28 protein-coding genes and 3 pseudogenes are annotated in these 24,376 nt (G+C 63.8%); 17 read left to right on the top strand and 14 right to left on the bottom strand.

Translation table 11 applies throughout. The annotated features are described in order from the left end of the window. Together NKH36_RS18925 and NKH36_RS18920 are read left to right on the top strand one after the other, a co-directional pair. Window positions 1–128 (top strand): annotated as a pseudogene (locus tag NKH36_RS18925) (IS630 family transposase); the annotation flags it as partial. Window positions 129–286: 158 nt separating this feature from the next. Continuing rightward, a complete protein-coding gene (locus NKH36_RS18920) occupies window positions 287–913 on the top strand; it encodes a glutathione S-transferase family protein (protein WP_352960219.1) in 627 nt (208 codons plus the stop codon). A 15-nt stretch (window positions 914–928) separates the two neighbouring features. Here NKH36_RS18920 and NKH36_RS18915 read toward each other — a convergent pair whose 3' ends face one another. Both NKH36_RS18915 and NKH36_RS18910 read right to left on the bottom strand, forming a co-directional pair. Then, window positions 929–2,185, bottom strand: a complete 1,257-nt coding sequence (locus NKH36_RS18915) for an RNA polymerase sigma factor (protein ID WP_352960221.1) — start codon at window positions 2,183–2,185, stop codon at window positions 929–931. A 7-nt stretch (window positions 2,186–2,192) separates the two neighbouring features. Next, a complete protein-coding gene (locus NKH36_RS18910) occupies window positions 2,193–2,561 on the bottom strand; it encodes a YciI family protein (protein ID WP_352960223.1) in 369 nt (122 codons plus the stop codon). A gap of 241 nt (window positions 2,562–2,802) precedes the next feature. Between NKH36_RS18910 and NKH36_RS18905 the strand changes: the two genes are divergently transcribed. The 3 genes from NKH36_RS18905 to NKH36_RS18895 all read left to right on the top strand — a co-directional run bounded on the left by NKH36_RS18905 (window position 2,803) and on the right by NKH36_RS18895 (window position 6,370). Beyond that, complete coding sequence (locus NKH36_RS18905) at window positions 2,803–3,762, top strand: TAXI family TRAP transporter solute-binding subunit (RefSeq protein ID WP_352960225.1); 960 nt, start codon at window positions 2,803–2,805, stop codon at window positions 3,760–3,762. A gap of 146 nt (window positions 3,763–3,908) precedes the next feature. Beyond that, a complete protein-coding gene (locus NKH36_RS18900) occupies window positions 3,909–5,999 on the top strand; it encodes a TRAP transporter permease (protein ID WP_352960227.1) in 2,091 nt (696 codons plus the stop codon). Beyond that, window positions 5,996–6,370 (top strand): DUF1850 domain-containing protein, encoded by a 375-nt coding sequence (locus NKH36_RS18895; protein WP_352960229.1) that lies wholly within the window; start codon window positions 5,996–5,998, stop codon window positions 6,368–6,370. The genes NKH36_RS18900 and NKH36_RS18895 overlap by 4 nt, the downstream gene beginning before the upstream one ends. Here NKH36_RS18895 and NKH36_RS18890 read toward each other — a convergent pair. The 5 genes from NKH36_RS18890 to NKH36_RS18870 form a co-directional block, all read right to left on the bottom strand. After that, window positions 6,292–7,131, bottom strand: a complete 840-nt coding sequence (locus NKH36_RS18890) for a DUF4166 domain-containing protein (protein ID WP_352960231.1) — start codon at window positions 7,129–7,131, stop codon at window positions 6,292–6,294. The two genes, NKH36_RS18895 and NKH36_RS18890, sit on opposite strands and share 79 nt — an antisense overlap. Before the next feature lie 18 nt (window positions 7,132–7,149). After that, window positions 7,150–7,668: a saccharopine dehydrogenase family protein gene (locus tag NKH36_RS18885; protein ID WP_352960233.1), complete on the bottom strand. Its 519-nt coding sequence runs from the start codon at window positions 7,666–7,668 to the stop codon at window positions 7,150–7,152. Next, window positions 7,620–8,012: a saccharopine dehydrogenase NADP-binding domain-containing protein gene (locus NKH36_RS18880; RefSeq protein ID WP_352960235.1), complete on the bottom strand. Its 393-nt coding sequence runs from the start codon at window positions 8,010–8,012 to the stop codon at window positions 7,620–7,622. Before NKH36_RS18880 ends, NKH36_RS18885 begins: the two co-directional genes overlap by 49 nt. 69 nt (window positions 8,013–8,081) lie before the next feature. Next, entirely contained in the window at window positions 8,082–8,525 is a 444-nt protein-coding gene (locus NKH36_RS18875) for a thiol-disulfide oxidoreductase DCC family protein (protein ID WP_352960237.1), read from the bottom strand. A 212-nt stretch (window positions 8,526–8,737) separates the two neighbouring features. Beyond that, window positions 8,738–8,884, bottom strand: coding sequence for a hypothetical protein (locus tag NKH36_RS18870; protein ID WP_023801394.1), 147 nt, complete (start codon window positions 8,882–8,884; stop codon window positions 8,738–8,740). A 425-nt stretch (window positions 8,885–9,309) separates the two neighbouring features. On the opposite strand from NKH36_RS18870, the gene NKH36_RS18865 reads away from it, so the two are divergent. Both NKH36_RS18865 and ligD read left to right on the top strand, forming a co-directional pair. Continuing rightward, on the top strand, window positions 9,310–9,816 hold the full coding sequence (locus tag NKH36_RS18865; protein ID WP_352960239.1) for a YciE/YciF ferroxidase family protein: 507 nt from the start codon (window positions 9,310–9,312) through the stop codon (window positions 9,814–9,816). Window positions 9,817–9,859: 43 nt separating this feature from the next. Beyond that, a pseudogene (ligD, locus tag NKH36_RS18860) lies at window positions 9,860–10,890 on the top strand (DNA ligase D); the annotation flags it as partial. A 3-nt stretch (window positions 10,891–10,893) separates the two neighbouring features. On the opposite strand, the gene NKH36_RS18855 reads toward ligD, so the two are convergent. After that, the gene (locus NKH36_RS18855) at window positions 10,894–11,568 is read right to left on the bottom strand and encodes an ArsR/SmtB family transcription factor (protein ID WP_352960241.1); all 675 of its coding nucleotides are present in this window, start codon (window positions 11,566–11,568) and stop codon (window positions 10,894–10,896) included. A gap of 68 nt (window positions 11,569–11,636) precedes the next feature. Here NKH36_RS18855 and NKH36_RS18850 point away from each other — a divergent pair, with 68 nt between their 5' ends. The 3 genes from NKH36_RS18850 to NKH36_RS18840 all read left to right on the top strand — a co-directional run bounded on the left by NKH36_RS18850 (window position 11,637) and on the right by NKH36_RS18840 (window position 12,629). Further along, complete coding sequence (locus NKH36_RS18850) at window positions 11,637–11,864, top strand: DUF1127 domain-containing protein (RefSeq protein WP_352960243.1); 228 nt, start codon at window positions 11,637–11,639, stop codon at window positions 11,862–11,864. Window positions 11,865–11,955: 91 nt separating this feature from the next. Then, entirely contained in the window at window positions 11,956–12,288 is a 333-nt protein-coding gene (locus NKH36_RS18845) for an NIPSNAP family protein (protein ID WP_352960245.1), read from the top strand. Further along, a complete protein-coding gene (locus NKH36_RS18840; RefSeq protein ID WP_352960247.1) occupies window positions 12,285–12,629 on the top strand; it encodes an antibiotic biosynthesis monooxygenase family protein in 345 nt (114 codons plus the stop codon). Before NKH36_RS18845 ends, NKH36_RS18840 begins: the two co-directional genes overlap by 4 nt. Window positions 12,630–12,635: 6 nt before the next feature. Here NKH36_RS18840 and mbfA read toward each other — a convergent pair whose 3' ends face one another. After that, window positions 12,636–13,619, bottom strand: coding sequence for an iron exporter MbfA (gene mbfA / locus NKH36_RS18835; protein ID WP_352960249.1), 984 nt, complete (start codon window positions 13,617–13,619; stop codon window positions 12,636–12,638). Window positions 13,620–13,798: 179 nt separating this feature from the next. On the opposite strand from mbfA, the gene NKH36_RS18830 reads away from it, so the two are divergent. The 4 genes from NKH36_RS18830 to NKH36_RS18815 all read left to right on the top strand — a co-directional run bounded on the left by NKH36_RS18830 (window position 13,799) and on the right by NKH36_RS18815 (window position 17,878). After that, entirely contained in the window at window positions 13,799–14,122 is a 324-nt protein-coding gene (locus NKH36_RS18830) for a hypothetical protein (protein ID WP_352960251.1), read from the top strand. 214 nt (window positions 14,123–14,336) lie between these two features. Continuing rightward, window positions 14,337–15,320, top strand: coding sequence for a threonine/serine dehydratase family protein (locus NKH36_RS18825; protein WP_352960253.1), 984 nt, complete (start codon window positions 14,337–14,339; stop codon window positions 15,318–15,320). A gap of 93 nt (window positions 15,321–15,413) precedes the next feature. Continuing rightward, the gene (locus NKH36_RS18820; RefSeq protein WP_352960255.1) at window positions 15,414–16,076 is read left to right on the top strand and encodes a glutathione S-transferase family protein; all 663 of its coding nucleotides are present in this window, start codon (window positions 15,414–15,416) and stop codon (window positions 16,074–16,076) included. A gap of 131 nt (window positions 16,077–16,207) precedes the next feature. Further along, on the top strand, window positions 16,208–17,878 hold the full coding sequence (locus NKH36_RS18815; protein WP_352960257.1) for an FAD-dependent oxidoreductase: 1,671 nt from the start codon (window positions 16,208–16,210) through the stop codon (window positions 17,876–17,878). Between the two features lie 59 nt (window positions 17,879–17,937). Here the strand turns inward: NKH36_RS18815 and NKH36_RS18810 are convergent, their stop codons facing one another. The 4 genes from NKH36_RS18810 to NKH36_RS18795 are packed head-to-tail and all read right to left on the bottom strand — an operon-like array spanning window position 17,938 to window position 21,609. Continuing rightward, the gene (locus NKH36_RS18810) at window positions 17,938–19,074 is read right to left on the bottom strand and encodes an ABC transporter permease (RefSeq protein ID WP_352960383.1); all 1,137 of its coding nucleotides are present in this window, start codon (window positions 19,072–19,074) and stop codon (window positions 17,938–17,940) included. 8 nt (window positions 19,075–19,082) lie between these two features. Beyond that, entirely contained in the window at window positions 19,083–20,003 is a 921-nt protein-coding gene (locus NKH36_RS18805) for an ABC transporter ATP-binding protein (protein ID WP_352960259.1), read from the bottom strand. Further along, window positions 20,000–20,953: an HlyD family secretion protein gene (locus tag NKH36_RS18800; RefSeq protein WP_352960261.1), complete on the bottom strand. Its 954-nt coding sequence runs from the start codon at window positions 20,951–20,953 to the stop codon at window positions 20,000–20,002. Before NKH36_RS18800 ends, NKH36_RS18805 begins: the two co-directional genes overlap by 4 nt. Next, the gene (locus NKH36_RS18795; RefSeq protein WP_502912068.1) at window positions 20,950–21,609 is read right to left on the bottom strand and encodes a DUF1956 domain-containing protein; all 660 of its coding nucleotides are present in this window, start codon (window positions 21,607–21,609) and stop codon (window positions 20,950–20,952) included. Before NKH36_RS18795 ends, NKH36_RS18800 begins: the two co-directional genes overlap by 4 nt. 143 nt (window positions 21,610–21,752) lie before the next feature. Between NKH36_RS18795 and NKH36_RS18790 the strand changes: the two are divergent. From NKH36_RS18790 to NKH36_RS18780, 3 genes and pseudogenes are all read left to right on the top strand, one after another. Beyond that, window positions 21,753–22,121 (top strand): annotated as a pseudogene (locus tag NKH36_RS18790) (CYTH domain-containing protein); the annotation flags it as partial. A gap of 102 nt (window positions 22,122–22,223) precedes the next feature. After that, a complete protein-coding gene (locus NKH36_RS18785; protein ID WP_352960264.1) occupies window positions 22,224–23,171 on the top strand; it encodes a CHAD domain-containing protein in 948 nt (315 codons plus the stop codon). A 61-nt stretch (window positions 23,172–23,232) separates the two neighbouring features. Then, on the top strand, window positions 23,233–24,045 hold the full coding sequence (locus NKH36_RS18780) for a C40 family peptidase (protein ID WP_352960266.1): 813 nt from the start codon (window positions 23,233–23,235) through the stop codon (window positions 24,043–24,045). Window positions 24,046–24,051: 6 nt separating this feature from the next. Here NKH36_RS18780 and NKH36_RS18775 read toward each other — a convergent pair whose 3' ends face one another. Continuing rightward, window positions 24,052–24,279: a hypothetical protein gene (locus NKH36_RS18775; RefSeq protein ID WP_352960268.1), complete on the bottom strand. Its 228-nt coding sequence runs from the start codon at window positions 24,277–24,279 to the stop codon at window positions 24,052–24,054. Window positions 24,280–24,376: the final 97 nt, after the last annotated feature.

Below are 24,376 nucleotides of genomic sequence, written 5' to 3'. Positions count from 1 at the left end.
TGCGCCAAGCCCAGAAGCGCACCGTCGAGGATACTTGGCGACACATCGGCCACCTCGTTGAAACGATCGAGGCAACCGAATGCAAAAACTACTTCGCAAACGCCGGCTACGCTTCCGTCAAAACGTGAAAGACTCTAGGGGGCAACAAGCGCCAACCCGGGCGCCGAGGACCCAGATGGCGGCGCTGGACCGCTGAAAAAACACCTGTGGCGGCCGTCGCTCGCTTGAGTGGAGCGGCGCTTCCGGTTCAGATCGTCGACGGCCTTGCAGGCTGGCGGAGGATTTCATGTACAAGCTCTACACGCGTCCCAACACCGGCGGCTTCGTCGTCGAGGCCGCGCTCGCACTGGCAGGTGTGCCTTTCGACCAGATAAATGTCCCGAAGTCGGACCCGCCCGACCAGGCCTTTCTTGACATCAGCCCCTTGAACCAGGTCCCGGTCCTGATCTTGCCGGACGGAAGCTCGATGACCGAATCGGCGGCGATCTGCATCCTGCTTGCCGAACGCCACCCGGAAGCAGCTCTGGCGCCGGCACCGAACTCGCCCGACCGCGCCGACTTCCTGCGCTGGATGACCTTCATGTCGTCGGTCATCTATTCGGCTGACCTACGGTTCTTCTACGCTCATCGCTACACCGCCGATCCCGGCGGCGTGGAAGCCGTCAAGCAGGCGGCGATCTCGGAAATGGATCGCGGCTTCGCCATTCTCGATGCTGCCCTCGAAAGCCGGGAGTGGCTGGTCGGCGACCGGCTCACGCTGGCTGACATCTATCTCGTCATGCTGGTGGCCTGGCATCCCCAGATTGAAAAGGTCCCTACCGCCAGGCCGAACATCGAGCGCCTGTGGGCCAAATTGCGGGAGCATCAGGTGATGAGGACGCTGAACGCCTCCCACGCCATGTGGCCGGTCTGAACCGATCGCCTTGTCTCAGCCTTTTTCCGCGCGGCCGAGTCCCGCCCGTCGTTCCTGCAGGAACCGGCGCACGGCCGGGTCGCGTTCGAGGCCGATCGCCCGGTCATAGGCTGCGGCCGCTTCCCGAGTTTTGCCGAGCCTGGCCAGAAGACCGGCACGTGCGGCCCAATAGGGTTGATAGTCGGCAAGCCGCTTGTCGTCGCCGAGTTCATCAAGAGCGCTCAATCCCGCCGCTGCGCCGTCGGCCTCGGCAATGGCTACCGCGCGGTTGATCGATACAACAGGCGAGGCCGCAATCACCGACAGCGCGTCGTAAAGATGCATGATCGCAATCCAGTCGGTTCGGCCGGTCAGCCGCCTCGTCGTATGGGCGGATTGCACGGCTGCCTCGAGTTGGTAGCGGCCGACGACGCCCCTGGTCGCGGCGCGCCTCAGCAGGGTCTCAGCTTCGTCGATCAAGGCGCCGTCCCACAGCGCGAGCTCCTGCTCGGCCAATGGCACATAGTCTCCGGCGGCGTTGCGCCGCGCCGCACGTCGCGCCTCGGCAAACAGCATCAGCGCCAGCAGGCCGAGCGCTTCCGGCTCATCCGGCATCAGCGACGCCACCAGCCGGCCGAGCCAGATGCCTTCGGTGGCGAGATTGCGGCGTCGGGTCTCGGTGCCGGCCGGGTCGGACCAGCCTTCGGCGAACGCGGCGTAGATCGCTTCCAGCACCGCATCCAGCCGCTCGCCGAGCTCGGTCCTTTCAGGCACCCGGAACGGAATGCGGGTCTCGCGGATGCGGTTTTTGGCGCGCACCAGGCGCTGGCCCATCGTTGCCGGCGACACCAGGAAAGCCGAGGCGATCGTTGCTGCGTCGAAGCCCAGAATCGCCTGCAGGATCAGCGGCGCGCGCACGCCGGCCTCGATCGCTGGATGGGCACAGGCAAACATCAGCCGCAGCCGCTCGTCGGGCAGGTCTTCATCGACCATGCGGGCCTCGATCTCCTCGGCGATCAGCCTGAGATGGTCGCGGCCCGCTTCGCCGGTCAGCCGCCGTCTGACGGCGTCGACGCGGCGCCGGCGCGCCACCGCCAGCAGCCAGGCTTCCGGCTTCTGCGGCACGCCGGTTTGCGGCCAGCGCTCCAGCGCCGCCGCAAAGGCGTCGGCCAACGCGTCCTCGGCGCCGGCCACGTCACGCATGCGCGCGGCGAGATAGGCGACCAGCTTGCCATAGCTTTGGCGGGCCGCCGCTTCCGCGGCCGCCCGCGCGGTCTCCGAGCGACTGTCCATCACATGGTCATTTCTCAGATAAGTACTCCGTCATTTCCCAGATCGGTCGCACCTCGACCGTGCCGGTGCTGGCTGCCGGACAGCGCGCAGCCCATTCGATGGCCGTGTCGATGTCCGTCGCTTCGATCATGTAGAAGCCGGCAAGTTGCTCCTTGGTATCGGCATACGGGCCGTCGAGCACGTTGGTCTTGCCGTTGGCCATCCGCACAGAGGTCGCGGCCTGGGTCGGCTTCAGCCGGTCGCCGGCCAGCCAGGCGCCGGATTTCTTCAACGCCTCTGTATAGGCGCCATAGGCTGCGCTGATCTCGAAGGTCCTATCGGCCGGCGCATTCGCCATTGCGGCTTCGTCATTGTAGATCAAAAGCATGTATCGCATGGTCTTCTCCCGTTTTTCGAAGGCCGCATCGTTGCCGGCCGCACCAATGTCGCGCAGCCTGGCGCGATTTCGACAGACGCTGCAAAAATCTTTCGGCTCGGATGGCATCTCGCGCAAGCGGACACTCAATCGTTCGTCTAATCAGTGCAATACCGGGTTGGCATTTCCCGCCCGCTGTCTAAACTCGCCTCGGTTCGTGCTGGAGAGGGTGGTACGGCTGATATTTCAGGGAGGAAATCATATGCTCAATTTCAGGGCGAAGTTTGTTGCCGCCGGCGCGCTGGCGCTGTCGCTAGGTCTTGGCGCGGCGTCAGCCAAGGCACAGGAATTCATCAACGTGCTGACCGGCGGCACTTCGGGCGTCTATTATCCGCTCGGCGTCGCGCTGTCGGAAATCTACGGCAAGGGCATCGAAGGCGCCCGCACCCAGGTGCAGGCGACGAAAGCTTCGGTCGAGAACCTCAACCTGCTGCAGCAGGGCAAAGGTGAGATCGCCTTCGCGCTCGGCGATGCCGTCAAACTGGCCGCCGAGGGCAACACCGAAGCCGGCTTCCCGGGCAAGCTCGATAAGCTGCGCGGCATCGCCGCCATCTATCCCAACTACATCCAGATCGTTGCCAGCAAGGAGTCCGGCATCAAGACGCTTGCCGACCTCAAGGGCAAGAGCCTGTCTGTCGGCGCGCCGGCCTCCGGCACCGAGCTCAACGCCCGCGCCATCTTCGCGGCCGCCGGGCTGAAATACGAAGACCTCGGACGGGTCGAGTATCTGCCCTTCGCCGAATCGGTCGAGCTCATCAAGAACCGCCAGCTCGACGCCACGCTGCAATCAGCCGGCCTCGGCGTTGCATCGATCCGCGACCTCGCCACCTCCGTGCCGATCAACGTCGTCGCCGTACCGGCGGAGGACGTCGCCAAGATCGGCTCGCCCTATCTTTCGGTAGCCATTCCCAAGGGCACCTATGAAGGCCAGACCGAAGATGTCGCGACCGCCGCCGTCGGTAATTTCCTCATCACCCATGCCGACGTCTCCGACGAGACCGCTTATCAGATGACCAAGCTGCTGTTCGAAAATCTCGACCAGCTTGCCGCCGCTCACGCCGCCGCCAAGGCGATCGACATGGCCAAGGCGCTCGACGGCATGCCGGTGCCGCTGCATCCCGGCGCCGAGCGGTACTACAAGGAAAAGGGGCTGGTGAAGTAGGGCACTCCTTTCCCCCTCGAGGGGAGGGTGGACAGCCGCCGAAGGCGGATGGACGGGTGGGTCGTTGCGGCAGTGCGCGGCCTGAACCGACCCCACCCGCCTCGCTTCGCTCGGCACCCGAGGGGTGCCCGTCAGGAACCCAGCCAATGACCGAAACCCCGACCGTTCTTTCCCCCACAGCCGAAGCCCCGGTCGAGGGCCTGCCGCCGGGTTTCGGCGAAGGCATCGCCGGCAAGGCCGCCTTTCTCATCGCCATCGCCTTCTCCGTCTTCCAAATCTACATCGCCGCCTATGGCAGCCTGCCGAGCCAGGTGGTGCGCGCCATGCATGTGGGCTTCTTGCTGCTGCTCGGCTTTGGCCTGATTGCCAATCTGCGCGCCACAAGCACAGCGGCGAAAGCAGCGTTCTGGGGGCTCGGCGTGCTCGGCTTTGCCACCGGCCTTTACAATTGGGTGTTCTATACCGACCTCATCCGGCGTTCCGGCTTCCTCACCACGCCGGACTTGATCGTCGGCACGGTGCTGGTTGTTCTGGTCTTCGAGGCCGCGCGGCGGCTGATGGGGCTGCCGCTTGCCCTGATCGCCTTGATCTTTCTCGCCTACGCTTTCTTCGGCAATCATCTGCCGCCGCCCTTCATCCATCGCGGCTATGATTTCGCCCAGCTCATCGACACCTTCGCCTTTGGCACCGAAGGCATATACGGCACGCCGGTCTACGTTTCAGCCGCCTATATCTTCATCTTCGTCGTCTTCGCCGCCTTTCTCGAACGCGCCGGCATGATCGCGCTGTTCAACGATTTCGCCCTTGGCCTGGTCGGCACGTGGCGCGGCGGCCCGGCCCAGGTCTGCGTCCTGTCCTCGGCGCTGATGGGCACCATTTCCGGCTCCGGCGTCGCCAACGTGGTGGCCAGCGGCCAGTTCACCATCCCGCTGATGAAGCGCTTCGGCTTCCGTGCGGCTTTCGCCGGCGCCGTCGAGGCAACCTCGTCCATGGGCGGCCAGATCATGCCGCCGGTGATGGGCGCGGTCGCCTTCATCATGGCCGAGACGTTGAACATTCCCTATGCCGAGGTGGTCAAGGCGGCGATCATCCCGGCGCTGCTCTATTTCGGCGCCTGTTTCTGGCAGGTCTACCTGGAAGCCGGCAAGGCCGGCCTGCAGGGCATGGCCAAGGCGGACCTGCCCAATCCGTGGGACGCGGTGAGAAGACATTGGCCGCTGGTGCTGCCGCTGGCCGCGCTCATCTATCTACTGTTTGCCGGCTATACGCCGATCTTCGCCGGCACCATGGGTCTGGCGCTGACGATCGTGCTCATCCTCGGCACGCCGCTGGCGGCGCTGATCGGGCCGCTTGCCTTCCGCATCGTCTTCTGGCTGGCGCTCGGGCTTGCCGCCGCCTCTTTCATGAGGTTCGGCGTCAATATCCTCAGTTTTGTGATCGCTGGGCTCGTCATCGCCTGCGTCACCTTCAGGGGCGGACGCGAGACGCTGCAGATATGCGTAGATTCGCTTGCCGAGGGAGCAAAGAACGCGCTGCCGGTCGGCATCGCCTGCGCCATCGTCGGCATCGTGATCGGCACTTTGACGCTCACCGGCATCGCCTCGACCTTCATCGGCTGGATCATCTCCATCGGCGAGAACAATCTGTTCCTGTCGCTGGTGCTGACCATGCTCACCTGCCTGGTGCTCGGCATGGGCATACCGACGATCCCCAATTACATCATCACCTCGTCGCTGGCCGGGCCGGCACTGCTGTCACTCGGCGTGCCGCTAATGGTCAGTCATATGTTCGTTTTCTATTTCGGCATCATGGCCGACCTCACACCGCCGGTGGCGCTGGCCGCCTTCGCCGCCGCGCCGATGGCCAAGGAGAGCGGCCTCAGGATCGGCATCCAGGCCACCAAGCTTGCCGTTGCCGGGTTCGTCGTGCCGTTTATGGCGGTCTACACCCCGGCGCTGATGTTGCAGGACCCCGGGCCGATCGCCGCCCAGTTCGGCTATCCGGTCGAGGTCGCCTATATCGTCCTCAAGGCCTGCATGGGTATTGCCCTGTGGGGTGCAGCCGCCGTCGGGTTCCTCGCCCGGCGCATGGTCTTGTGGGAACGCCTCGTTGCCTTCGCCGCCGGAGCACTGCTGGTTGCGGCGCTGCCTGTCACCGACGAAGCCGGCTGGGCGCTCTCTTTCGTCTGGATCGGCTGGCACTGCTGGCGCGCGCGGCAGGCCACCGGCGCCGCATGAGCCTCTGTATCCTGGCTGCCGGCAAGACGGTGACGCTCACTGTGGTCGCCTTCACGCTTTCCTGGACGCATTCGGTGGAAAGGACGCATTGGCAAGAAGACTGGAAGGTGACGCCCTTCGGCTTGCAGATCGTCGAGGCACGGATCAAGGGCTCGGGCGCCGGCATGGAACCGCCGGAAGGCTCGGTGCTGCGGGACGGCTGGTGGGTCTATAAACCCATGATGGCGCCGCAGCGAAGCCTTGCGCTCGCGGCCTCCGGCGCGACGGGTGAAGGCTGGACGCTGTGCACGGTTCAGGGCTGCCGCGAACTCGCCAAGACGGCAGGCGACGCGACCGTGCTGGAGCCGTGCGAAGGATTGAGCCAGCCGTGATAGCGGACGATGATTCCGGTGAAGCGGTGTGAAATCTCGACGTGGAAGCGAAAGCGGCCATCCTCCACGGTTTCGTAGGATGTCGAGCGCGGGCACAGCCACATCGGCAGCGGCAGGTCCCAAATGCTCCAGTGGCGCAGCACGAGGGTCAGCCGTCCATCTTCGGCCATCAGCGCCATCGCGAAGGTCAGCGGGCCGAAACGTTCGCACAACAGCCGTTGCGACCGGTCCCGGCCAGCGCACTGTCGGCTTGAAACACTATGCGTGCCGAATGTCCGGGTCCAGGTCTCGCCATCCTGATCGGTTTCAAACCGGACACCGATGGGAATATCGGTGCTCGGCTTCGGAAACCCGACCAGCCAGGCCGTTAACCGGCCAAGAACATTCCGCCCGCGCTCGACGCTGGCGCGACCTTCTGCCGTTATCGTTCGATCATGCATCGTGCGAATTTCGTCAGGCAGGCTCCGCCAGGCGTCGCCGAGCAGGATGGCATAAAGCGGCGTGTCCAAATCAACGGGTTCGTTTCTGAAACCTGTGTAGATCGTCTTGCTGGCAAACAGCGCTTCATAATCCTCAAGCTCCAGATCGTACACGGCAGCCCGCGCGCCCGGCGGCGGACTATGTCCATCCAGCGCCTTGCGGACCAGCGCTTCGACCGCCATGGACGGGATCAGCGGCCCGTCATTGCCCTCCGCCAGCAAGTGCCACGAGCGCTTGATCGCCACGCCCGTCTGGTCCTCCCCCGCCACCTCGACGAACATGCCGCCGCGGTGCTCGCCCTAGCGCAGCCGGTTCGTCGCCAGCTGCATCAGCGGGGCCAACGGCGAAAGCGAGCGGACTGCTCGCGCGCGCACCAGCCAGGCAAGCCCGATCAAGGCGCGGTGAATCACTTCGGGAACCGGCGCGGCGCCCATCCAGATCGTCTGTGCCTGCGGCCAGAGATCGGCGAGCGCCCGCAGGTCCGGCACGTCGACCAGCGAGAACAGCGTGCTCCTCAGCGGCAGGCGGCCGGGCGGCGCGATCGTGTAGCGCGTCTGTTCGGTGAACGGATGGCCTGGCGCTGAACGACCGTTCCGTATGAGCTTGACCAGCTGGCCGGCATAGCTGGATATGGCGCGGATCACGTTTTCACCGACACCGGCAAAGGGCGACGGCGCGATGCCGCCGCGGATGCTGTCGACCCGCGTCATGCCCAGAGACAGGCGACGCACCACCGCCGCCGTCAGCACCGGAAAACTGGAAACCCCGGTCAGCACGAAAAGACCGGCCTTTTGCGCCGCCTCGTTGAACGCAGACACGCCGGCGACAAAATCCGAGCCATCGCAAGGTCGAGATAATTCACCCGATGGTCGATGCAGGCCTTGATCAGACGGTACCGGCCCTCGCCATAGGCCTGGAACGGGCCGCTGGCATCGACCAGTATATCGGGCCGCAGCGATGAAAGTTGCTCGATGATATCGCCGTCGCGATCGAACAGCGCCGGAACGATCCGGGCGACGGCACGATCGTGGTTCTTGTAGTAGGCATCGGCCTTGGCCAGCGAGCGCCCGGCGACGATTAGGGTCAGGCGCGGCTCGTTCTCAAGCAATTCGACGATACGGCCGCCAAAGATGCCGTAGCCGCCGACAATGAGGATCTTCATCGCGGCGCCCCCAAAAGGCTGAGAACTCCTCGATATCGGGCAAAGCGAAAACCTCCCGGAGCTCGGCGCCTAGCCAATCAGCCGCCCTTTCAACTCGGCGGATGGAATCTCGCAGCTCTCTTTCCTGCCGAACAGCGCGTAACGGTTCTTCGCAATGCGATCGTAGAGCCAGTCGCGGAGCGGGCGCGGCAGCAGGAGCAAAGACGTCGCCGCCCGCCACGGCCAGCCGAGTTCCGCCATGACGGCAACGAAACTGTCCAAACGGGTGAAGGCCTCGCCGTCGATGAGGGCCAGATTGGTTTCGTAGCTGTCCGTCTGCAGCCCGTATTTTCGAAACAGCGCTTCACCGAGCGGTGACTGCGCCGTGGCGAAGCGGAAGCGGCTTTTGCGGTCGAGCCTGACCACCATGCGCACGAAGCCAGAACACAGCACGCAGACGCCGTCGAACAGTATCAGCGGCTGGCTTGCATCGAAGGCTGGCTTTTCAGGAGAATGGTCTGGCTGGGTGGTCACACGAGTCCCGGCTGCTTGGTGTCAAACGACACTAAGCTTGCCGGCGGCGAGATCAAAGCCCCAGAATCTCAAAGCCCTAGAATCTCAGAACCTTGGCGTTGTCGCCCGCCGCCTGTCGGCGAGCCCAGGACGTTCCGTGCGATAGGTGGTCGCGCGGTGATCGGCGGCCGGCCTGCAGATCCGGCTGTCGTGACGACTTTCCATGGTCGTCATCAGTGCGCGCTGATGCCGAGCGTGTGGCCGCGGCGTGCGCAGGCGGGGCCTGGGCCGCGCATGTAATAGCGCTCCGGCCGATAGGTCGGCGCGACGAATTCGCGGATGGCGGCAGCGTAGCCGATGAGGTGCGTCAAGAAGTTCATTTTCCCTGTCCCTGTCCCTATTTCGGATGTCCCTTCCGAATTGCGGGGATCATAGCGTCGAGGCGTGAATAGTCGGTGAACACGATGTTAATCTTTGGTCAAAAAGGCTTTGGTTCGTGGCTGGAATGCGGCTGATTCGGGGTCTTTCCATGCAGTTCGTCGGCATTCCGGCTAGTGTGACTTTTGCATCACATATGTTTCGTTTGGATGTCGCTCTGACGCGCTTGTGTTTCAACTTTGGCCGTCGCCGCGAAATTTTCCGTGCTTGCCCAAATTTCACTGCTTGCTCGGGAAAGCCAGGAACCCGTCCGATAGCCGCACGTTGACGCTAAGAGCCGGGACCCACCCGGCCCCAGCAGGCAGCGGCTTCCGTGCGGAACCGCCGCCGGGACTCCAACACAGAAGAACAATGGAAAGGCAAAGCCATGGGTTTCTTTTCGAAAGATATCAAGACGCTGGACGACCTCTTCGTTCACACGCTGCGCGACATCTATTACGCCGAAAAGCAGATCGAGAAGTCGCTGCCGAAGATGATCGACAAGGCGACCGATCCGCAGCTGAAGGCCGGCCTGGAGAAGCACCTCGGCCAGACCAAGGGCCATATCGAGCGGGTCGAGAAGGTGTTCGAACTGCATGGCGTGAAGGCCAAGACGGTCAACTGTCCGGCCATCGACGGCATTCTCGAGGAAGCCGATGAAGTCAGCGGCGACATCGATAACAAGGACGTCCTCGACGCTGCCCTGATCGCATCCGCGCAGGCAGTCGAGCACTATGAGATAACCCGTTACGGCACGTTGATCGCTTGGGCCAAGCAGCTTGGCCGCACCGACTGCGCCAATGTCCTGGCCAACAACATCAAGGAAGAGCAGGCGACCGACCGCAAGCTTACCGAGATTGCCGAAGCCAAGGTCAACCTTCAGGCCGCCGAGTAGACTCTCGATCGAGGCAACGCCGGGCAATCCGGCGTGCCTCACTTTCCGTACCTGGACGTCGACCGTATGATGCGCCACGCCTCGTTCCAGGGATTGCGCGAGGACAAACCGGCGGAGGAAGTCGTGCAGGAAAAGCCGAAAGCACCTGCAGGCAAGGCTGACACCAAGGCAAGGCCTGCCGAGGGAAAGCGTGCTTCTGTTAAATCCTCGGGGGCTGCTAAAACCGTCGTAAAGCTTTCTCATCCCGACAAGCTTCTGTGGCCGCAGGAGAAGGTATCGAAGCAGGGCCTGCTCGATCACTACGCTTTGGTCTGGCCGCGCATGCAGCAATTCGTCGTCAATCGGCCGCTCAGCCTGGTGCGCGCGCCGGACGGCGTAGAGGGCCAACGCTTTTTCCAGAAGCATGCGTCGGCCGGCATGCATGACAAGATCGCCAGGATGAAGGATCCGACGGACGGCGAGGAGATTCTGTTCATCCGCGATTTCGACGGTGTCGCTGCCTTGGTCCAACTCGGCGTGGTCGAGATCCATATCTGGGGCTGCACCGTCGACGAACTGGACAAGCCGGACCAGATCATTTTCGATCTCGATCCCGACGAAGGCGTCGACGTGAAAGCGGTGCGGGCGGCGGCGCTCGAAATTCGCGGCCGGCTCGATGAACTGTCCTTGCCGAATTTCGTCAAGACGTCGGGCGGCAAGGGCTACCATGTCGTCGTGCCGCTCAAACCATCAGCGGATTGGGACGGAGTGAAGGGCTTCGCCCATGACTTCGCCCACGCCCTCGAGCAGGCCGCCCCTGATCGGTATACAGCGACGCTGTCGAAAAAGGCGCGGACCGGCAAGATCTTCGTCGACTATCTGCGCAACAGCCGCGGCTCGACCACGGTGGCGCCCTATTCGTCGCGCGCCAAGAAGGGCGCCACCGTATCGATGCCGGCGACCTGGGCGGAGATCGAGGCCGGGTTGGCGCCGAACGCATTTCCGATCCGCGATAAGACGACGCTGAAGCAGTTGGCGAAAGCCGATCCCTGGATGGATTTTTTCAAACAGGGCAAGCCGCTCAAGCGCGGCTGACAATCAAGCGAGAAACATCCTCTCGAAGGCCTGCTTGCCCATCGGCGAAAAGATCACCGCGCGGCTGTCCTTTTCGCGCCGCGCCCATTTCTCCAGAAGAATCTTGTCGAGGATGGCAGCGCCCAGCGTGCCGGCCAGATGCGAGCGCCGCACGCTCCAGTCGAGGCAGGCTCGGCACACCGGTCGTCGCGCCTTGCTCTCGACATCGATGCCAATCGCGGCGAAATGCGAGACGGCCGACGGCCCAAGCCTGATCTCCTTGTGGTCGCGCAGGAGCACGTGTCGAGCGACAAGATGATCCAGCATCGCCACCGCCTGCTCGCCGGCGAGGTGGTCGTAGCAGACCCGCGCCACGCGCATTGCCGCATCACGCGGACCCGGCCGCACCCGCTGCGGCCCGACCGCAGCGGCGACACCGGTGATAGCCTCGATCATGCCTGCCACCTGCGGCCCGGCGAGCCCGTAGTAGCGATGCCGCCCCTGGCTTGCCAGCGTCAGCAGCCCGCCCTCCATCAGTTTCGACAGATGCGAGCTGGCAGTCGACAGCGACACGCCGGCCTCCAGCGCCAGTTCGCTCGCCGTCAATGCCGTGCCGCCCATCAATGCGGTCAGCATGTTCGCCCGCGCCGGATCGCCGACCAGGCTGGCGATGCGGGCTATGTCGGGTCCTTCACGCATAGTTCGTCCTTCATCGAAGCATTCTTGTCAGATAATCATTATTCTCGGCTCAGATCAAGGAACCGACGATGACCGCAAGAGCCGTTCCCAACGCCGTATCCGCTAGCCGCTTCGGCCGCCGGCCGTTCCCGTTCATCATCTTGCGCGGGGTGCATCTGCGGCTCTTGGCGCGGTGGTACGACCGCCATCTGCAGCGCCTCGACCTCGCCGAGATTGACGAGCACCTTTTGCGCGATCTTGGCAAGACGCCAGAAGACGTTCGCCGCGAATGCGCAAAGTCCTTCTGGCAAGCATGATCAGCGTGGAAATTGCCTAGCACATCGTTCCACGGAACGTTTCGACCCCGCTCGAACTGTCGGCGCAACGAATTCAGCAAGGAGACAAAAGATGACCATCACCTGCTTCATCCGCTACGAGATCGACCCGTTCGGCAAGGCGGCATTCGAGGAGTATGCCCGCAACTGGGGTCAGGCGATCCCGCGCTGCGGCGCCGATCTGATCGGCTATTTCGCGCCGCATGAGGGCTCGGCTACCACCGCCTACGCCGCCTACAACATCGACAGCCTTACCGCTTACGAGGCCTACCGTGTCAGGCTCGCGGCCGATCCGGCCGGCAGGGCGAATTACGAATTCGCCCGGCGTGAGAAATTCATCCTGAAGGAGGATCGCACGTTCCTGAAGCTCGCTTCCGGGCCGCACGCTTCTTTGGTGAAACCATGATCGCCGTCATCTTCGAGGTCGAGCCGGCAACGGGCAAGCGCGACGCCTATCTCGGTCTCGCAACCAACCTGCGCCCGCTGCTCGACGGCATCGATGGGTTTCTCACCATCGAGCGCTTTCAGAGCCTCACCGACCCGAACCGCATCCTGTCGCTGTCGTTCTGGCGCGACGAGGAGGCGGTGAAGGCCTGGCGCAACACGGAGGAACATAGGCAGGCGCAGAAGGCCGGCCGCGGCGGCATCTTTGCCGGCTATCGTCTGCGCATCGCCCATGTCGTGCGCGACTATGGCCTGACCGAACGTGCCGAGGCGCCTGAGGACAGTCGGGCGCTGCATGGGTAGGGATTGCTAAGCATTCCCGATCAGCACGCCCGCCGCGAACACCAACCCGCCGCCCAGCACCACCTGGAAGGCGGCGCGCCAGAACGGCGTCTGCATATAACGGTTCTGTACAAAGGCGATCGCCCACAGTTCGAAGAACACCACCACGACCGCGAGAATTGTCGCGGTCCAGAAATACGGAATGAGGTAAGGCAAGGCGTGACCGAGACCACCCAGCGCCGTCATGACGCCTGTGGTGATGCCGCGTTTCACCGGCGAACCGCGGCCCGACAGTTTGCCATCGTCGGAAGCCACCTCGGTGAAACCCATCGAGATGCCGGCGCCGATCGAGGCGGCAAGCCCGACCAGGAAGGTCTGGAACGTGTCGTGCGTGGCAAAGGCCGCGGCAAAGATCGGCGCCAGCGTCGACACCGATCCATCCATCAGCCCGGCCAGTCCCGGCTGCACATAGGTCAGGATGAACTGGCGCTGCTCGGCCGCTGCCTCCTCGTCCTTCACCGCACCCGGCACATGCTTTTGCTCCAGCCGCTGTGCCAGCGTCTCGTGACCCTGTTCGGCCACCGCCAGATTGTTGAGGAGCTTTCGCGTCGAGGCATCGCTGGTGCGTTTGGACGCCTCGACGTAGAACAGGTACGCCTGACGCTCCATCGACTCGGCCTGTTGGCGCACATGTTCGATGCCGAGCGGCCTGACCAGCCAGTCGGGCTTGCGCTCGTAATAGCCCTTCACATGCTCGCGCCGGATCAGCGGAATGCGTTCGCCGAAACGTTCGCGGTGAAGCTCGATCAGCGAGTCGCGATGGCCGTCCTCTTCTTCGGCCATCTCCTCGAACACTTTGGCCGAATGCGGAAAGCTATCCACCAGTCCGTCGGCATAGGCGCGGTAGATACGCCCGTCGTCTTCCTCGGAAGAGATGGCGAGCGCCAGGATCTCTTGCTCCGAGAGCGACTCGAAAGGACGGCGGCCAAAACCGAAAACACGGGAAAGCATGAGAAGTTCACCCTAGTTTAGAACGATTCTAAACTAGGGTTTGGCGCGCCATTGGTCAATCACGCCCGTTGGCCGGGCGTTAAAAATTAGGAACTCCGGGAATCCATTCTCTGCCCCTTAATTATTGGCGAATGTTCACCTATATAGCTGAACCTAAGCCAAGAGAAAGGAATCCGTAGATGCCGGCAAAACAGCCCGCCCATGCATTCGACCCGAAGCCCGTTCTCGACCTGATCGCCGGTATCGAGGCCGACCTGCAGCGCCTGAAAGGCCTGGTCGAGCAGCAGGTCGAAAAATTCGATCCGGCCAATCCGCACAATAAGGCCCCTGACGGCAAGCTGACGGAGGAGGGCGTCGAGTGCTGCTACCGCCTGTTCGACGAGGGCAAATCGCGCTATTCGGTTGCCCAGCAGATGAAGATTTCCTTCGCCGCCGCCACCCATCGCTTCAACAACTGGCGCAAGATGGGCGGCGCCAAACGGGAACGGACGCTTTTGGGGTGAGGAGCGGACGCGAAGCCGATCAATCGACAATGATTTGTCGATTGAAGCGACGAACGCCCGGAGCCATAGCGGAGGGCCGGGGAGGCGGTAGGTGACAGGCACACCGCCCTCTTCCTACCAGCGGGAATTTGTAACGGTCACATTTTTTCATTGGTGCGCCGCCTCCCTTTCCGGGCATCATGAGAGGTAACATGTCTTCCCACGGGACCACTTCATGATCGCACCGACGCCTCCCGCCATCGCCGATATCCACGCCGCAGCTGCGCGATTGTCCGGCCTGATCGTCGAAACGCCGCTGATCGAATCGCCGGAGCTGAACAAGCGCTTCGGTGCCAGGATCCTGTTCAAGCCGGAGACGCTGCAGCGCACCGGCTCGTTCAAGTTCCGCGGCGCCTATAACAAACTGTCGTCGCTGAGCGACGAGGAGCGCAGCCGTGGCGTTGTCGCCTTTTCGTCGGGCAATCACGCGCAAGGCGTCGCCGCGTCGGCGGCGATGTTCGGCGTCAAGGCGGTCATCGCCATGCCCACCGATGCGCCGGCGATGAAGGTCGGCAATGTCAGGAAAATGGGTGCGGAAGTGGTGCCGTTCGATCGTTTCCGCGATGACCGCATGACGGTGGTTCGCCCGTACGTGGAAAGGGGCATGGTCCTGGTCCCGCCATTCGACGATCCCGCCATCATCGCCGGTCAGGGGACGATCGGCCTCGAACTGATGGCGCAGGCGAAAGCGCTCGGCGTGAGCCTCGACGCCGTCGTCATTCCCTGCGGCGGCGGCGGCTTGAGCAGCGGCATCTCCATTGCGGTCAAGGACGCATCGCCGGCCACCGCCGTCTGGGCGGTGGAACCCGAGCATTTCGACGACACCTGTCGTTCACTGGCCAGAGGTGCGCGGGTTTCGATCGAACCCGGCCATATCTCGATCTGCGACGCGCTCCTCACCGCCGAGCCCGGCGCGATCACCTTCGAGATCAACCGCAAGAATCTCACCGGCGGCATTGCCGTTTCCGACAGAGCCGCGGCACAGGCAATGCGCGACGCCATGGCCCATCTCAAGCTGGTGGTCGAGCCCGGCGGCGGCGTCGGCCTGGCCGCGCTGTCGTCGGGCGAGATCGAGCTATCAGGCAAATGCGTCGCCGTGGTGCTGTCCGGCGGCAATGTCGATTTCAGCACCTATGCGGAGATCATGGCGGCGGCATAGGGTGGCGACCAGTTCCGGGTCACGCACGGTTCAAGTGTCAAAGCGCCCTTTGCGCGTCCGGTCGAACCAGCACCATTCAAAGGCTGACACGGAATGAAACTGCTCTTCAGCCGCAATCCCAATCCCCGCCTCGCGGTCGCGGTGGCACGCTATCTCAACGCGAAGGTCGAGTTTGAATTCGCCTCCCCCTTCGCTCCCGGGCAGGCGGAGCGATATCGCCCGCTGAATCCAAATCTTTCACTGCCCATACTCGTAGGCTCGGGAAAGAGCCTCTGGGAGGCCGATGCCATAGCCTGCCGGCTGTCACGCGGCGCGCATTCGGATCTCTGGCGCACCGGCGACGACGAACCCGAGATGATCCGATGGCTCAGTTGGAGCAAGGAGAACTTCGCGAGAGCCTGCGACGTCGTGCATTTCGAGCGCGGGACCAAACAGCGGTATGGGCTCGGCCCGATCGATCAGGACCGGGTTGAGGAGGGGCTGAGAGACTTCCGCACGGCTGCTGCAACACTTGAGGCCGCGCTTTCCGAGCGAGAATGGCTGGTCGAAAATTCGGTTTCCTATGCCGACTTTCGAATGGCGACGTTTCTGCCCTTCAACGATGTCGCCAGGTTGCCGCTCGACGATTACCCTTCGGTCAGCCGCTGGTATCGCCAGCTTGAAGAAATCGACGCCTGGCGCGATCCCTTCAAAGGCCTGGATGCGCCAGAATTGCCGCCGGTCCCGGGAAGCCGGCATGAACCTCGATCCGAATAATCCCGCGTATCGGCACAACCCAATGCGCTTTTCAAGCCGCGCTGCTTCACGCTATCAGCCAAGGCGAGGCTCCGCCCTTTTTCTGTTGATCAAAACGGGAAAACAACGCTAATTGGCTCCCGCGAGGGACCATGCTGACAGTTGGTGAAGTGGGAGCAATCCCGTTGTTTTCGGGTTTGCCGCCGGGCGAGCTCGAGCGCCTGGCGCGGACGGCCGCCGACCTTCATCTCAGCGCCGGAGAGTTCGCGGTTCATGAGGGTGGAGAGGCCGCGCTGTTTGCGGTTCTCGCCGGCAAGATCGAAGTCGTAAAGACCTTCGACGGCGTCGAGCGGACGCTCGGCTGGCGGCTGCCGGGAACGATATTCGGTGAGGTGCCGATTGCGCTCGGCTCGGGTTTTCCGGGCGGCTATCGCGCCACTGAGCCGTCCCGCGTCATGCGCCTCGAGGTTCAGCAATATTACTCCATCGCCGCGGTTTCAAAGGACGTAGCCCAAAAGGTCAGCGCGCTTGCCCGTGAGCGGATGGGCGGGCTGCAGAGCGTCACTGCCGAGCCGCAGAAGCCGCGCGTGACATTGGTCGGCCATCGCTGGGACACGGCGTGCGGTGATCTGCGCCGGTTTCTGGCCCGCAACCAGATCTCATTCACCTGGCTGTTGCCCGACACACCCGATGCCGAGGCTTTCTGGTCTGCCCTGGGCACGCCGGCTCTCGATGGTCCCGTTGCCCGGCTGGCGGACGGAGAGATCATGGAAAATCCCGCCGTGCGCGATCTTGCCATGCGTCTCGGGCTGCAGACGCGCCCGCGCGGCGCCGAATACGATGTCGCGATCATCGGCGGCGGGCCGGCCGGCCTTGCCGCAGCGGTCTACGGCGCATCCGAGGGGCTGCGCACGATCGTCGTCGAGCGCGAGGCGCCCGGCGGACAGGCGGGGACATCGTCGCGGATCGAGAACTATCTCGGCTTTCCCAGCGGAATCTCCGGCGACGAACTGGCCAGTCGTGCGCTCCAGCAGGCGAGACGGCTGGGTGCCGAAATCCTGGTCACCCGCTCCGTCGCCGGCATCGATCCGGCGACGCACCAGCTGTTTCTCGACGGTGACAATGCCGTGCGGGCGCGCAGCCTCATTCTTGCGACAGGCGTGACATGGCGTCGTCTCGCCGTACACGGGTTCGACCGGCTTATTGGTAAGGGCGTCTATTATGGAGCCGCGCGCAGCGAGGCAAGCACCACCCATGGACTGGACGTCTTCCTGATCGGCGCCGGCAACTCGGCCGGCCAGGCAGCACTGCATTTTTCGGGCCATGCGCGCAGCGTGACACTGCTCGTGCGCGGCCCGGCGCTTGCAGACAGCATGTCCCACTACCTGATCGAGCAGCTCAGGGCGAAATCGAACGTAAAAGTCCAGCTTCGGTCCGAAGTCCAGGCCGTGCACGGTGAGACTCATCTGACGGCGATCGACATTCTCGACAAGTCCACCAACGAGGTGAGCCGGCACGATTGCGGCGGGCTGTTCGTTTTCATTGGCGCCAACGCAGAGACCGGGTGGCTGCCAGCCGACGTGGTGCGCGATGCCCGCGGATACGTGCTGACCGGGGACGATGTGAAGAAGGCCGGGGGCTGGTCGCACGACCGCGACCCCTATCTGCTCGAAACCAGTGCGCCCGGCGTCTTTGCCTGCGGCGACGTACGCTTGAGCCCGGTCAAGCGGGTTGCCTCGGCTGTCGGCGAGGGCAGCATGGCGATTGCGTTCGTCCACCAGTATCTGGCGAATGAAGAGAAGGCCCACCGCAGCCAAAGCTAGACGGGGCTGGCAACGTCCGCGTCGGCCATTGAAGGCAGCCAGCCTGACTGAATTTTGAGCTAGTCCAGCGTCCGGCGGAATCGCACCAGTGCCACGCCGGCGAACAGCGCCACGAACACCACCAGCCAGCCGATTTCGGTTGCGACCGCCGGCAGGTCGGCGCCCTTCAGCATCACCGCGCGGATGATGCGCAGGAAATGCGTCAGCGGCAGGATCTCGCCGAAGATCTGCGCCCAGCCTGGCATGCCGCGATAGGGGAACATGAAGCCCGACAACAGGATCGACGGCAGAAAGAAGAAGAAGGTGAGCTGCAGTGCCTGCATCTGCGTGCGCGCCATCGTCGAGATGGTGTAGCCGAGCAGCACCAGCGCCAACACGAAGACCAGAACCGCCGCAAGCAGCAGTGACAACGACCCGGTGAAGGGAACGCCAAAGAGCAGCTTGGCCGCCGCCAGCACCACCACCACTTGCACGGCGCCGACCACCAGATAGGGCAGCACCTTGCCCAGCATGATCTCAAGGGGGCTGGAGGGCATCGCCAGCAGGTTTTCCATCGTGCCGCGCTCGGTCTCGCGCGTTAGCGCGATCGAGGTCATCATCACCATCGTCATCTGCAGGATGAGGCCGAGCAGGCCGGGCACGATGTTGTATTGCGAGATACCTTCCGGATTGTAGCGCCGGTGCACCACCACTTCGAGCTGGCCCCGGGCAGCTTCGGCGGCCGTCTCCTGCATGCCGCGTGCCCTGAGCAGCGCCTGGTTGGCGACGGTGCCGAGCGTCGAGATGGCGCCGCTGGCGACGGCCGGATCGGTGGCATCCGCTTCGATCAGGATCTGCGGCTGGTCGCCGCGCTCGACCCGCCGCGCAAAATCGGCGGGGATGGTGACGACGAAGGCGATGTCGCCACGCGCCATCAGGAATTCCGCCTCGGCGGCACTTTGTGCGACATGGTCGAACCTGTAATAACCGGTGGTCTGCAGTGCCGAAACCATGGCCCGCGTGTAATGATCGCTACTCATCGCCACCAGGGCTGCCGGCAGGCTCTTCGGATCGTTGTTGATGGCATAACCGAACAGCACCAGCTGCATCAGAGGCACGCCCAGCATCATGGCGAAGGTGATGCGGTCGCGCCGCATCTGGATGAACTCCTTGATCAGCAGCGCGCCGAGCCTGGCGAGGGAAAAGACGCTGTTTATCCCGTTTTTCATCCCATGTTGTCCTTCGAGCCGGACATGAACTGGATGAACACATCCTCCAGGCTGGTCTCGCCCGGCGTCACCCTGACGCCCTTGTGCTCTTTTTCGACATCGGCGAGCGCTGCCTGAAGCGCCTTCTTGTCGGAACCAACGACGTGCAGCGTCGCTCCGAACGGCGCCACCTGGTCGACCCCGGGGCGGCCGCTGAGTGCGGCAGCAACCCGATCGAGCTGCGGGCCTTGCACCACGAAGGTCGTCAGTCCGGCATTCCTGACCACCTCGTCGACCGTGCCGGTGGCCAGCATCTTGCCGTAGGAGATGTAGCCGATGCGGTGGCAGCGCTCGGCCTCGTCCATGTAATGGGTGGAGACCAGCACGGTCAGTCCGCCGCTGGCCAGCCGATGGATCTCGTCCCAGAATTCACGCCTGGCTTTCGGATCGACGCCCGCCGTCGGCTCATCGAGCAGCAGCAATCTGGGCTTGTGCATGATGCAGGCGGCCAGTGCCAGCCGCTGCTTCCAGCCACCGGACAGCGTACCGGCCAGCTGGTCCTTGCGCGAGGTGAGGCCAAGATCCTCCAGCGTCTTGCCGACATGCTCGTCAAGCGGCTTCAGCCCATAGAGCCGCGCCACGAATTCAAGGTTCTCGGCGATGGTCAGATCCTCGTAGAACGAGAATTTCTGCGTCATGTAGCCGACTTCGCGCTTGATCCTCAGACTGTCGGTGCGGATATCGAAGCCGAGCACCGTGCCTTCGCCCTCATCAGGCGTCAGCAGGCCGCACATGATGCGGATGGTCGTCGTCTTGCCCGAACCGTTCGGGCCGAGGAAGCCAACGATCTCGCCCTCGGCCACCGTCATTGTCACATGGTCGACGACGGTCTTGTCACCAAAACGCTTGACCAGGCCATGGACATCGATGGCATTCATTGGCCGATATCCGCCAGTTCGACATCGACGATCTGCCCCGGTTGCAGCGCGCCGGCATCGCCCTCCGGCCGCGCCTCGATCAGATAGACCAGCTTCTGCCGGGTCTCGAGCGAGTAGATCACCGGCGGCGTGAACTCCGGGTCCGGCGACACGTAGCTGACGCGAGCCTTCAAGTCCGGCCCGCAGCCGTCGCAATGGACGTTAAGCAGCGTGCCGACTTCCACCGACGAGAACGCGCTTTCCGGCACATAGACGCTGAGCTTTACCGCGCCATCCGGCAGAATCGAAATAACAGGCGCGGTCGGGCCGGCGGTGTCGCCCGGATTGCGGATCACGTCGTTGACGCGGCCGGGCGACGGAGCCGCCAGCACGCGCTTCGACAGCCGCCATCGCGCTTGCTCCAGCGCCGATTGCGCCTGGCTGACCTGATTCTCGGCGGCCTTGATCGTTTCCGGCCGTGCCGGCAGGCCGCCGACGGCGAGATTGGCCTCCGCCTGGCCGACCTGCGCGTTAGCTGTCTCCAGCGTGGCCGAGGCGGTGTCAAAATCGGCCTGCGTGCCGGTGCCGCGTTTGAACAGATCGCTGGCGCGGGTGTATCTGCGTTTGGCGTCGGCGGCCTGCGCCTTGGCCATGTCGACCTGCGCCTTGAGCACCTCAATCTCTTCCGGCCGTTTGCCGACCTGCAGGTCGGCAAGTTGCGCCTGGGCCTGGGCAAGGGCCGCCTCGGCTTGCGCGACGGCTATTTTTGCGTCGGCGCTTTCCAGCGTCACCACAGGCGTACCCGGCGCGACGCGGTCGCCGCGCTTGACCGAAATCGTCTCGACCTGCGCCACCTCGATCGGCGCGAGCAGCACATAGTCGCCCTCGACATAACCGACGGCGAGTGGTGCCGCCGGTGCACAGGCGCTGAAAAGCAGGGCGGCGAGCGGCACAGAGCAGAGGAAACTCATGACCTACCATCCTTTCGGGCGGCCAATATGGCGCCAAGGTTATCCGTCACCGCCGCCGCGATCTTGGTGGCCTCGGCATCGCCGATCCCGCGCCAGCCCATGCGGCGCACCACCGCCTCGCGGCCGATGCGGAAATAGACGACCTGGCCGATCAGCGTGAATACGGTAAGTCGGGTAGCCTCGCTTTCGGCCGGTTCGCCCGTCGCCTCCTCCCAGATTAGGCAGAGCCGGCGATGCGTCGGCTCGAACACGCCGTCATAGATGCGGTCGAGTGCCGCCGTCGGATGCGAAAGTTCACGCAGGACGAACTGCACGATCTCACCGGCCTCCGGCCTTGCCACGATGAAGGCCACCATCCGCTCCAGCGCGGTGAACAGTTGTGCCCGCGCCGCTTCGGGGTCGCCCGCTTCTGAATCGCCCCCTTTGGAATCGCTTGGCGTCTGCAGATTGCCGATCGCCTGGCCGGCAATGGTCTGGATGGTGTCGACGATATAATCGGCCGCGGCCGCGCGAAGCCCTTCCTTGCCGCCGAAATGATAGGCGATCGAGCCGATATTGGCCTTGGCCTCAGCCGCGATCTCGCGCGTCGAGGTGCCGTCAAAACCCTGCCGTCCGAACAGCGTCAGCGCCGCGCGGACAAGTGCTGTGCGCGTCATGTCGGCGGGAGATGTCTCGCGGCGCAGAATTTTGGCGTTTGTTGGCTTGCTCACACCGAGTATTTAATCAATCGAATGATTAAAGTCAATCCCCCTCCCCCATCTTGCCATCTCCAGCCGCACGCGCTTTTATTTGCGAAGCCATGGTCAAGGAAATCGAGCGCAAGTTCCTGGTCTCCGGCGCGCAGTGGCGGGATCTGGTCGAGGCGGACATCCGCATTCGCCAGTTCTATCTCGCCGCCGCACCCGACCGCTCGGTCCGCGTGCGCATCAGCGACGGCGCCTCGGCAAAGCTGACGCTCAAATTCGGCAGCAAGGCCTGCGAACGTGACGAATTCGAATATCCGATCCCTCTGGCGGAGGCGGAAGAGATGCTGGCCTTCGCGATCGGACGTGTCATCGAGAAGACACGCCACCATGTTAGGCATCGCGGCCATCTCTATGAAGTCGATGTCTTCGGCGGGACGCTTAAGGGTCTGGTGGTCGCCGAGCTTGAGACGCCCGAGGACGTGCAGGACGAAATGCTGCCAGATTGGCTCGGCCGCGAAGTCACCGGCGAGCAGAGATTCTACAACGCGTCGCTCGCCAATCGAGGGGGTTCCGGAGATCGCCGCATGAGCTATCGCATCGATCCGCGCCTGCCGTTGACCGGCGAGGTCAGGCGCATCCTCGCCGAGGAGATCGGCAAGGCGCTCGTCCATCTGGACGCGGCGTATGACAGGCCGGAGCAGGCGCTGCACAAATGCCGCAAGCGGCTGAAGAACGTGCGCGCCTTGCTGCGCCTGGTCCATTCCGGAGACGAAACATTTTTCGGGACCGAGAATCAGTGTTACCGAGACGTGGCTGCCCTGCTTGCCGGTCCGCGCGAGGCATCCGCGCTGGTTGAAACCATCGACCGGCTGGCAGCAAGCTTTCCCGAGCAAAGCGCCGGCGGCGGTCTCGATGCCGTTCGCGACACGCTCGTGGCGCGCCAGCACGAATTGCATGGGGGAGCCGGCCTCGGCGCAGCGATAGCTGCGGCGATTGCCGCTTGCGAGGAGGGCATCAGCCGGATCGATTTGCTGACCTTGCCCGACCAGCCCGAACAGGCCGCCGACGTGCTTGCCGAAGGCGCCCGCATCACGCTGCGTCGCGCCAGAAAGGCGCTGGACAAGGCAGGCTCCCGCGGTGAGGCCGACGATTTCCACGATCTGCGTAAGGCGGCAAAGACTCACGGCATGCACCTGTCGCTGCTCGGAAGGCTGTGGCCGACGCCGATCAAGGCCCGGCGCAAGGCGGTCGACGAACTCGGCGAAAGACTGGGCGAACTGCATGATGTGTTCGTTCTGCGTGCGCTTCTCGATGCCGACGACCGGCCGCTCGGCTCTCCCCAAGAAACGCGGCTCCTGAGCAAGCTGTTGAAGCGCTCGGAGAAAAGCCTGAAAAAAACCTGTCTCGCCGCGGCAGCCGATCTGTTCGGCGATAGCCCCAGGCGCTCGACAAGGAAACTCGCGCGCAAGGCGCGCGACGATCTGGCCGCCGCGCCGCGCGAAGACGCCGGCGCGCCCGGCGCCGCTGGCTGACGCGGTCCTTCGGTTCGGGATCATGGCCTAGTCCGCCGGCTTGTGGTAATCGCCGTCTGGCATGATCGAGACCGGCGACACGCTTCTGGACCGACTTGGCCGCTGGCTTGCCGGCCGGCTGCAGGAGGAATCTTCCGGCTACGAGCCTTACACGCCCTCCGATGCCGAAACGTTGCGCCGGACGCTCGAACCCGGCGACATCCTGCTCATCGAGGGCAACCAGAAGATCTCGGCGGCGATCAAATACCTGACCCAGTCGACTTGGTCGCATGCGGCCTTCTATGTTGGCGATGCCTTACCCGAACCGGCGGACGGATCGGAACGGCGGCGCCTTATCGAGGTCACGCTTGGCGATGGCTGCATCGCCGTGCCGCTATCGCGCTACCGCACCTACAACACGCGCATCTGCCGGGCGAGCGGCCTGGCGCCGGAAGATCGCGACGAGGTCGTTGCCTTCATGATCGGCAAGCTCGGCCTCAGATACGATCTCAAGAACATCTTCGACATGCTGCGTTATTTCTTCCCGACGCCGCCGGTACCGGTACGCTGGCGGCGCCGCATGCTGGCTTTCGGCTCCGGCGACCCGACCCGGGCCATCTGTTCCTCGCTGATTGCCGAGGCCTATGGCCAGATCCGCTATCCGGTCCTGCCCGAGATCACCCGGGCGCCCGGTCGTGCCTCGGCCCAGTCGAACTATTCGCGCAAGGAAATCCTCCACATCCGCCACCATTCGCTCTACACGCCGCGCGATTTCGACCTGTCGCCCTATTTCCGCATCGTCAAGCCGACGCTGGAATACGGGTTCGACTACCGGCAGATGCTCTGGGAGGATAAGATGATGGCTGTCGACCCGGGAACGAAGGCCGCCGAGTAGGCTCGCCTATGCCGGTAGCGGGTGTCCACCCTTCGCGCCAGCGGACCGGTCGCTCGCCCGCGCGCCGGCGTCGCGGGGATGCGGCCCGATCGGCATGATCGCCGGAATGGGTTTCGCGTCAAAGGCAAATGTCCATTTGTAGCCGGTGAGCCCGTCTTCGGGCGTCGTGTGCTGATCGTGATGGGCAAGCAATTTGGCGCGTTCTGCCAGCTCCTCCGCCTCGCGCTTCACCATCTCCGCCGTCTCCGGCCGCAGCCGCCTGGAGAAGCTGACGAAGGTCGCTTCGTTCTCGATGTGGGCGATGACCCAGCCGATGAAATTCTTGTTGGTC

The sequence above is a fragment of the Mesorhizobium sp. M1312 genome (assembly GCF_040318115.1).
Lineage (GTDB): Bacteria > Pseudomonadota > Alphaproteobacteria > Rhizobiales > Rhizobiaceae > Mesorhizobium.
The sequence above is the reverse complement of the archived record's forward strand: the minus strand, read 5'-3'. Positions and strand labels throughout refer to the sequence as shown.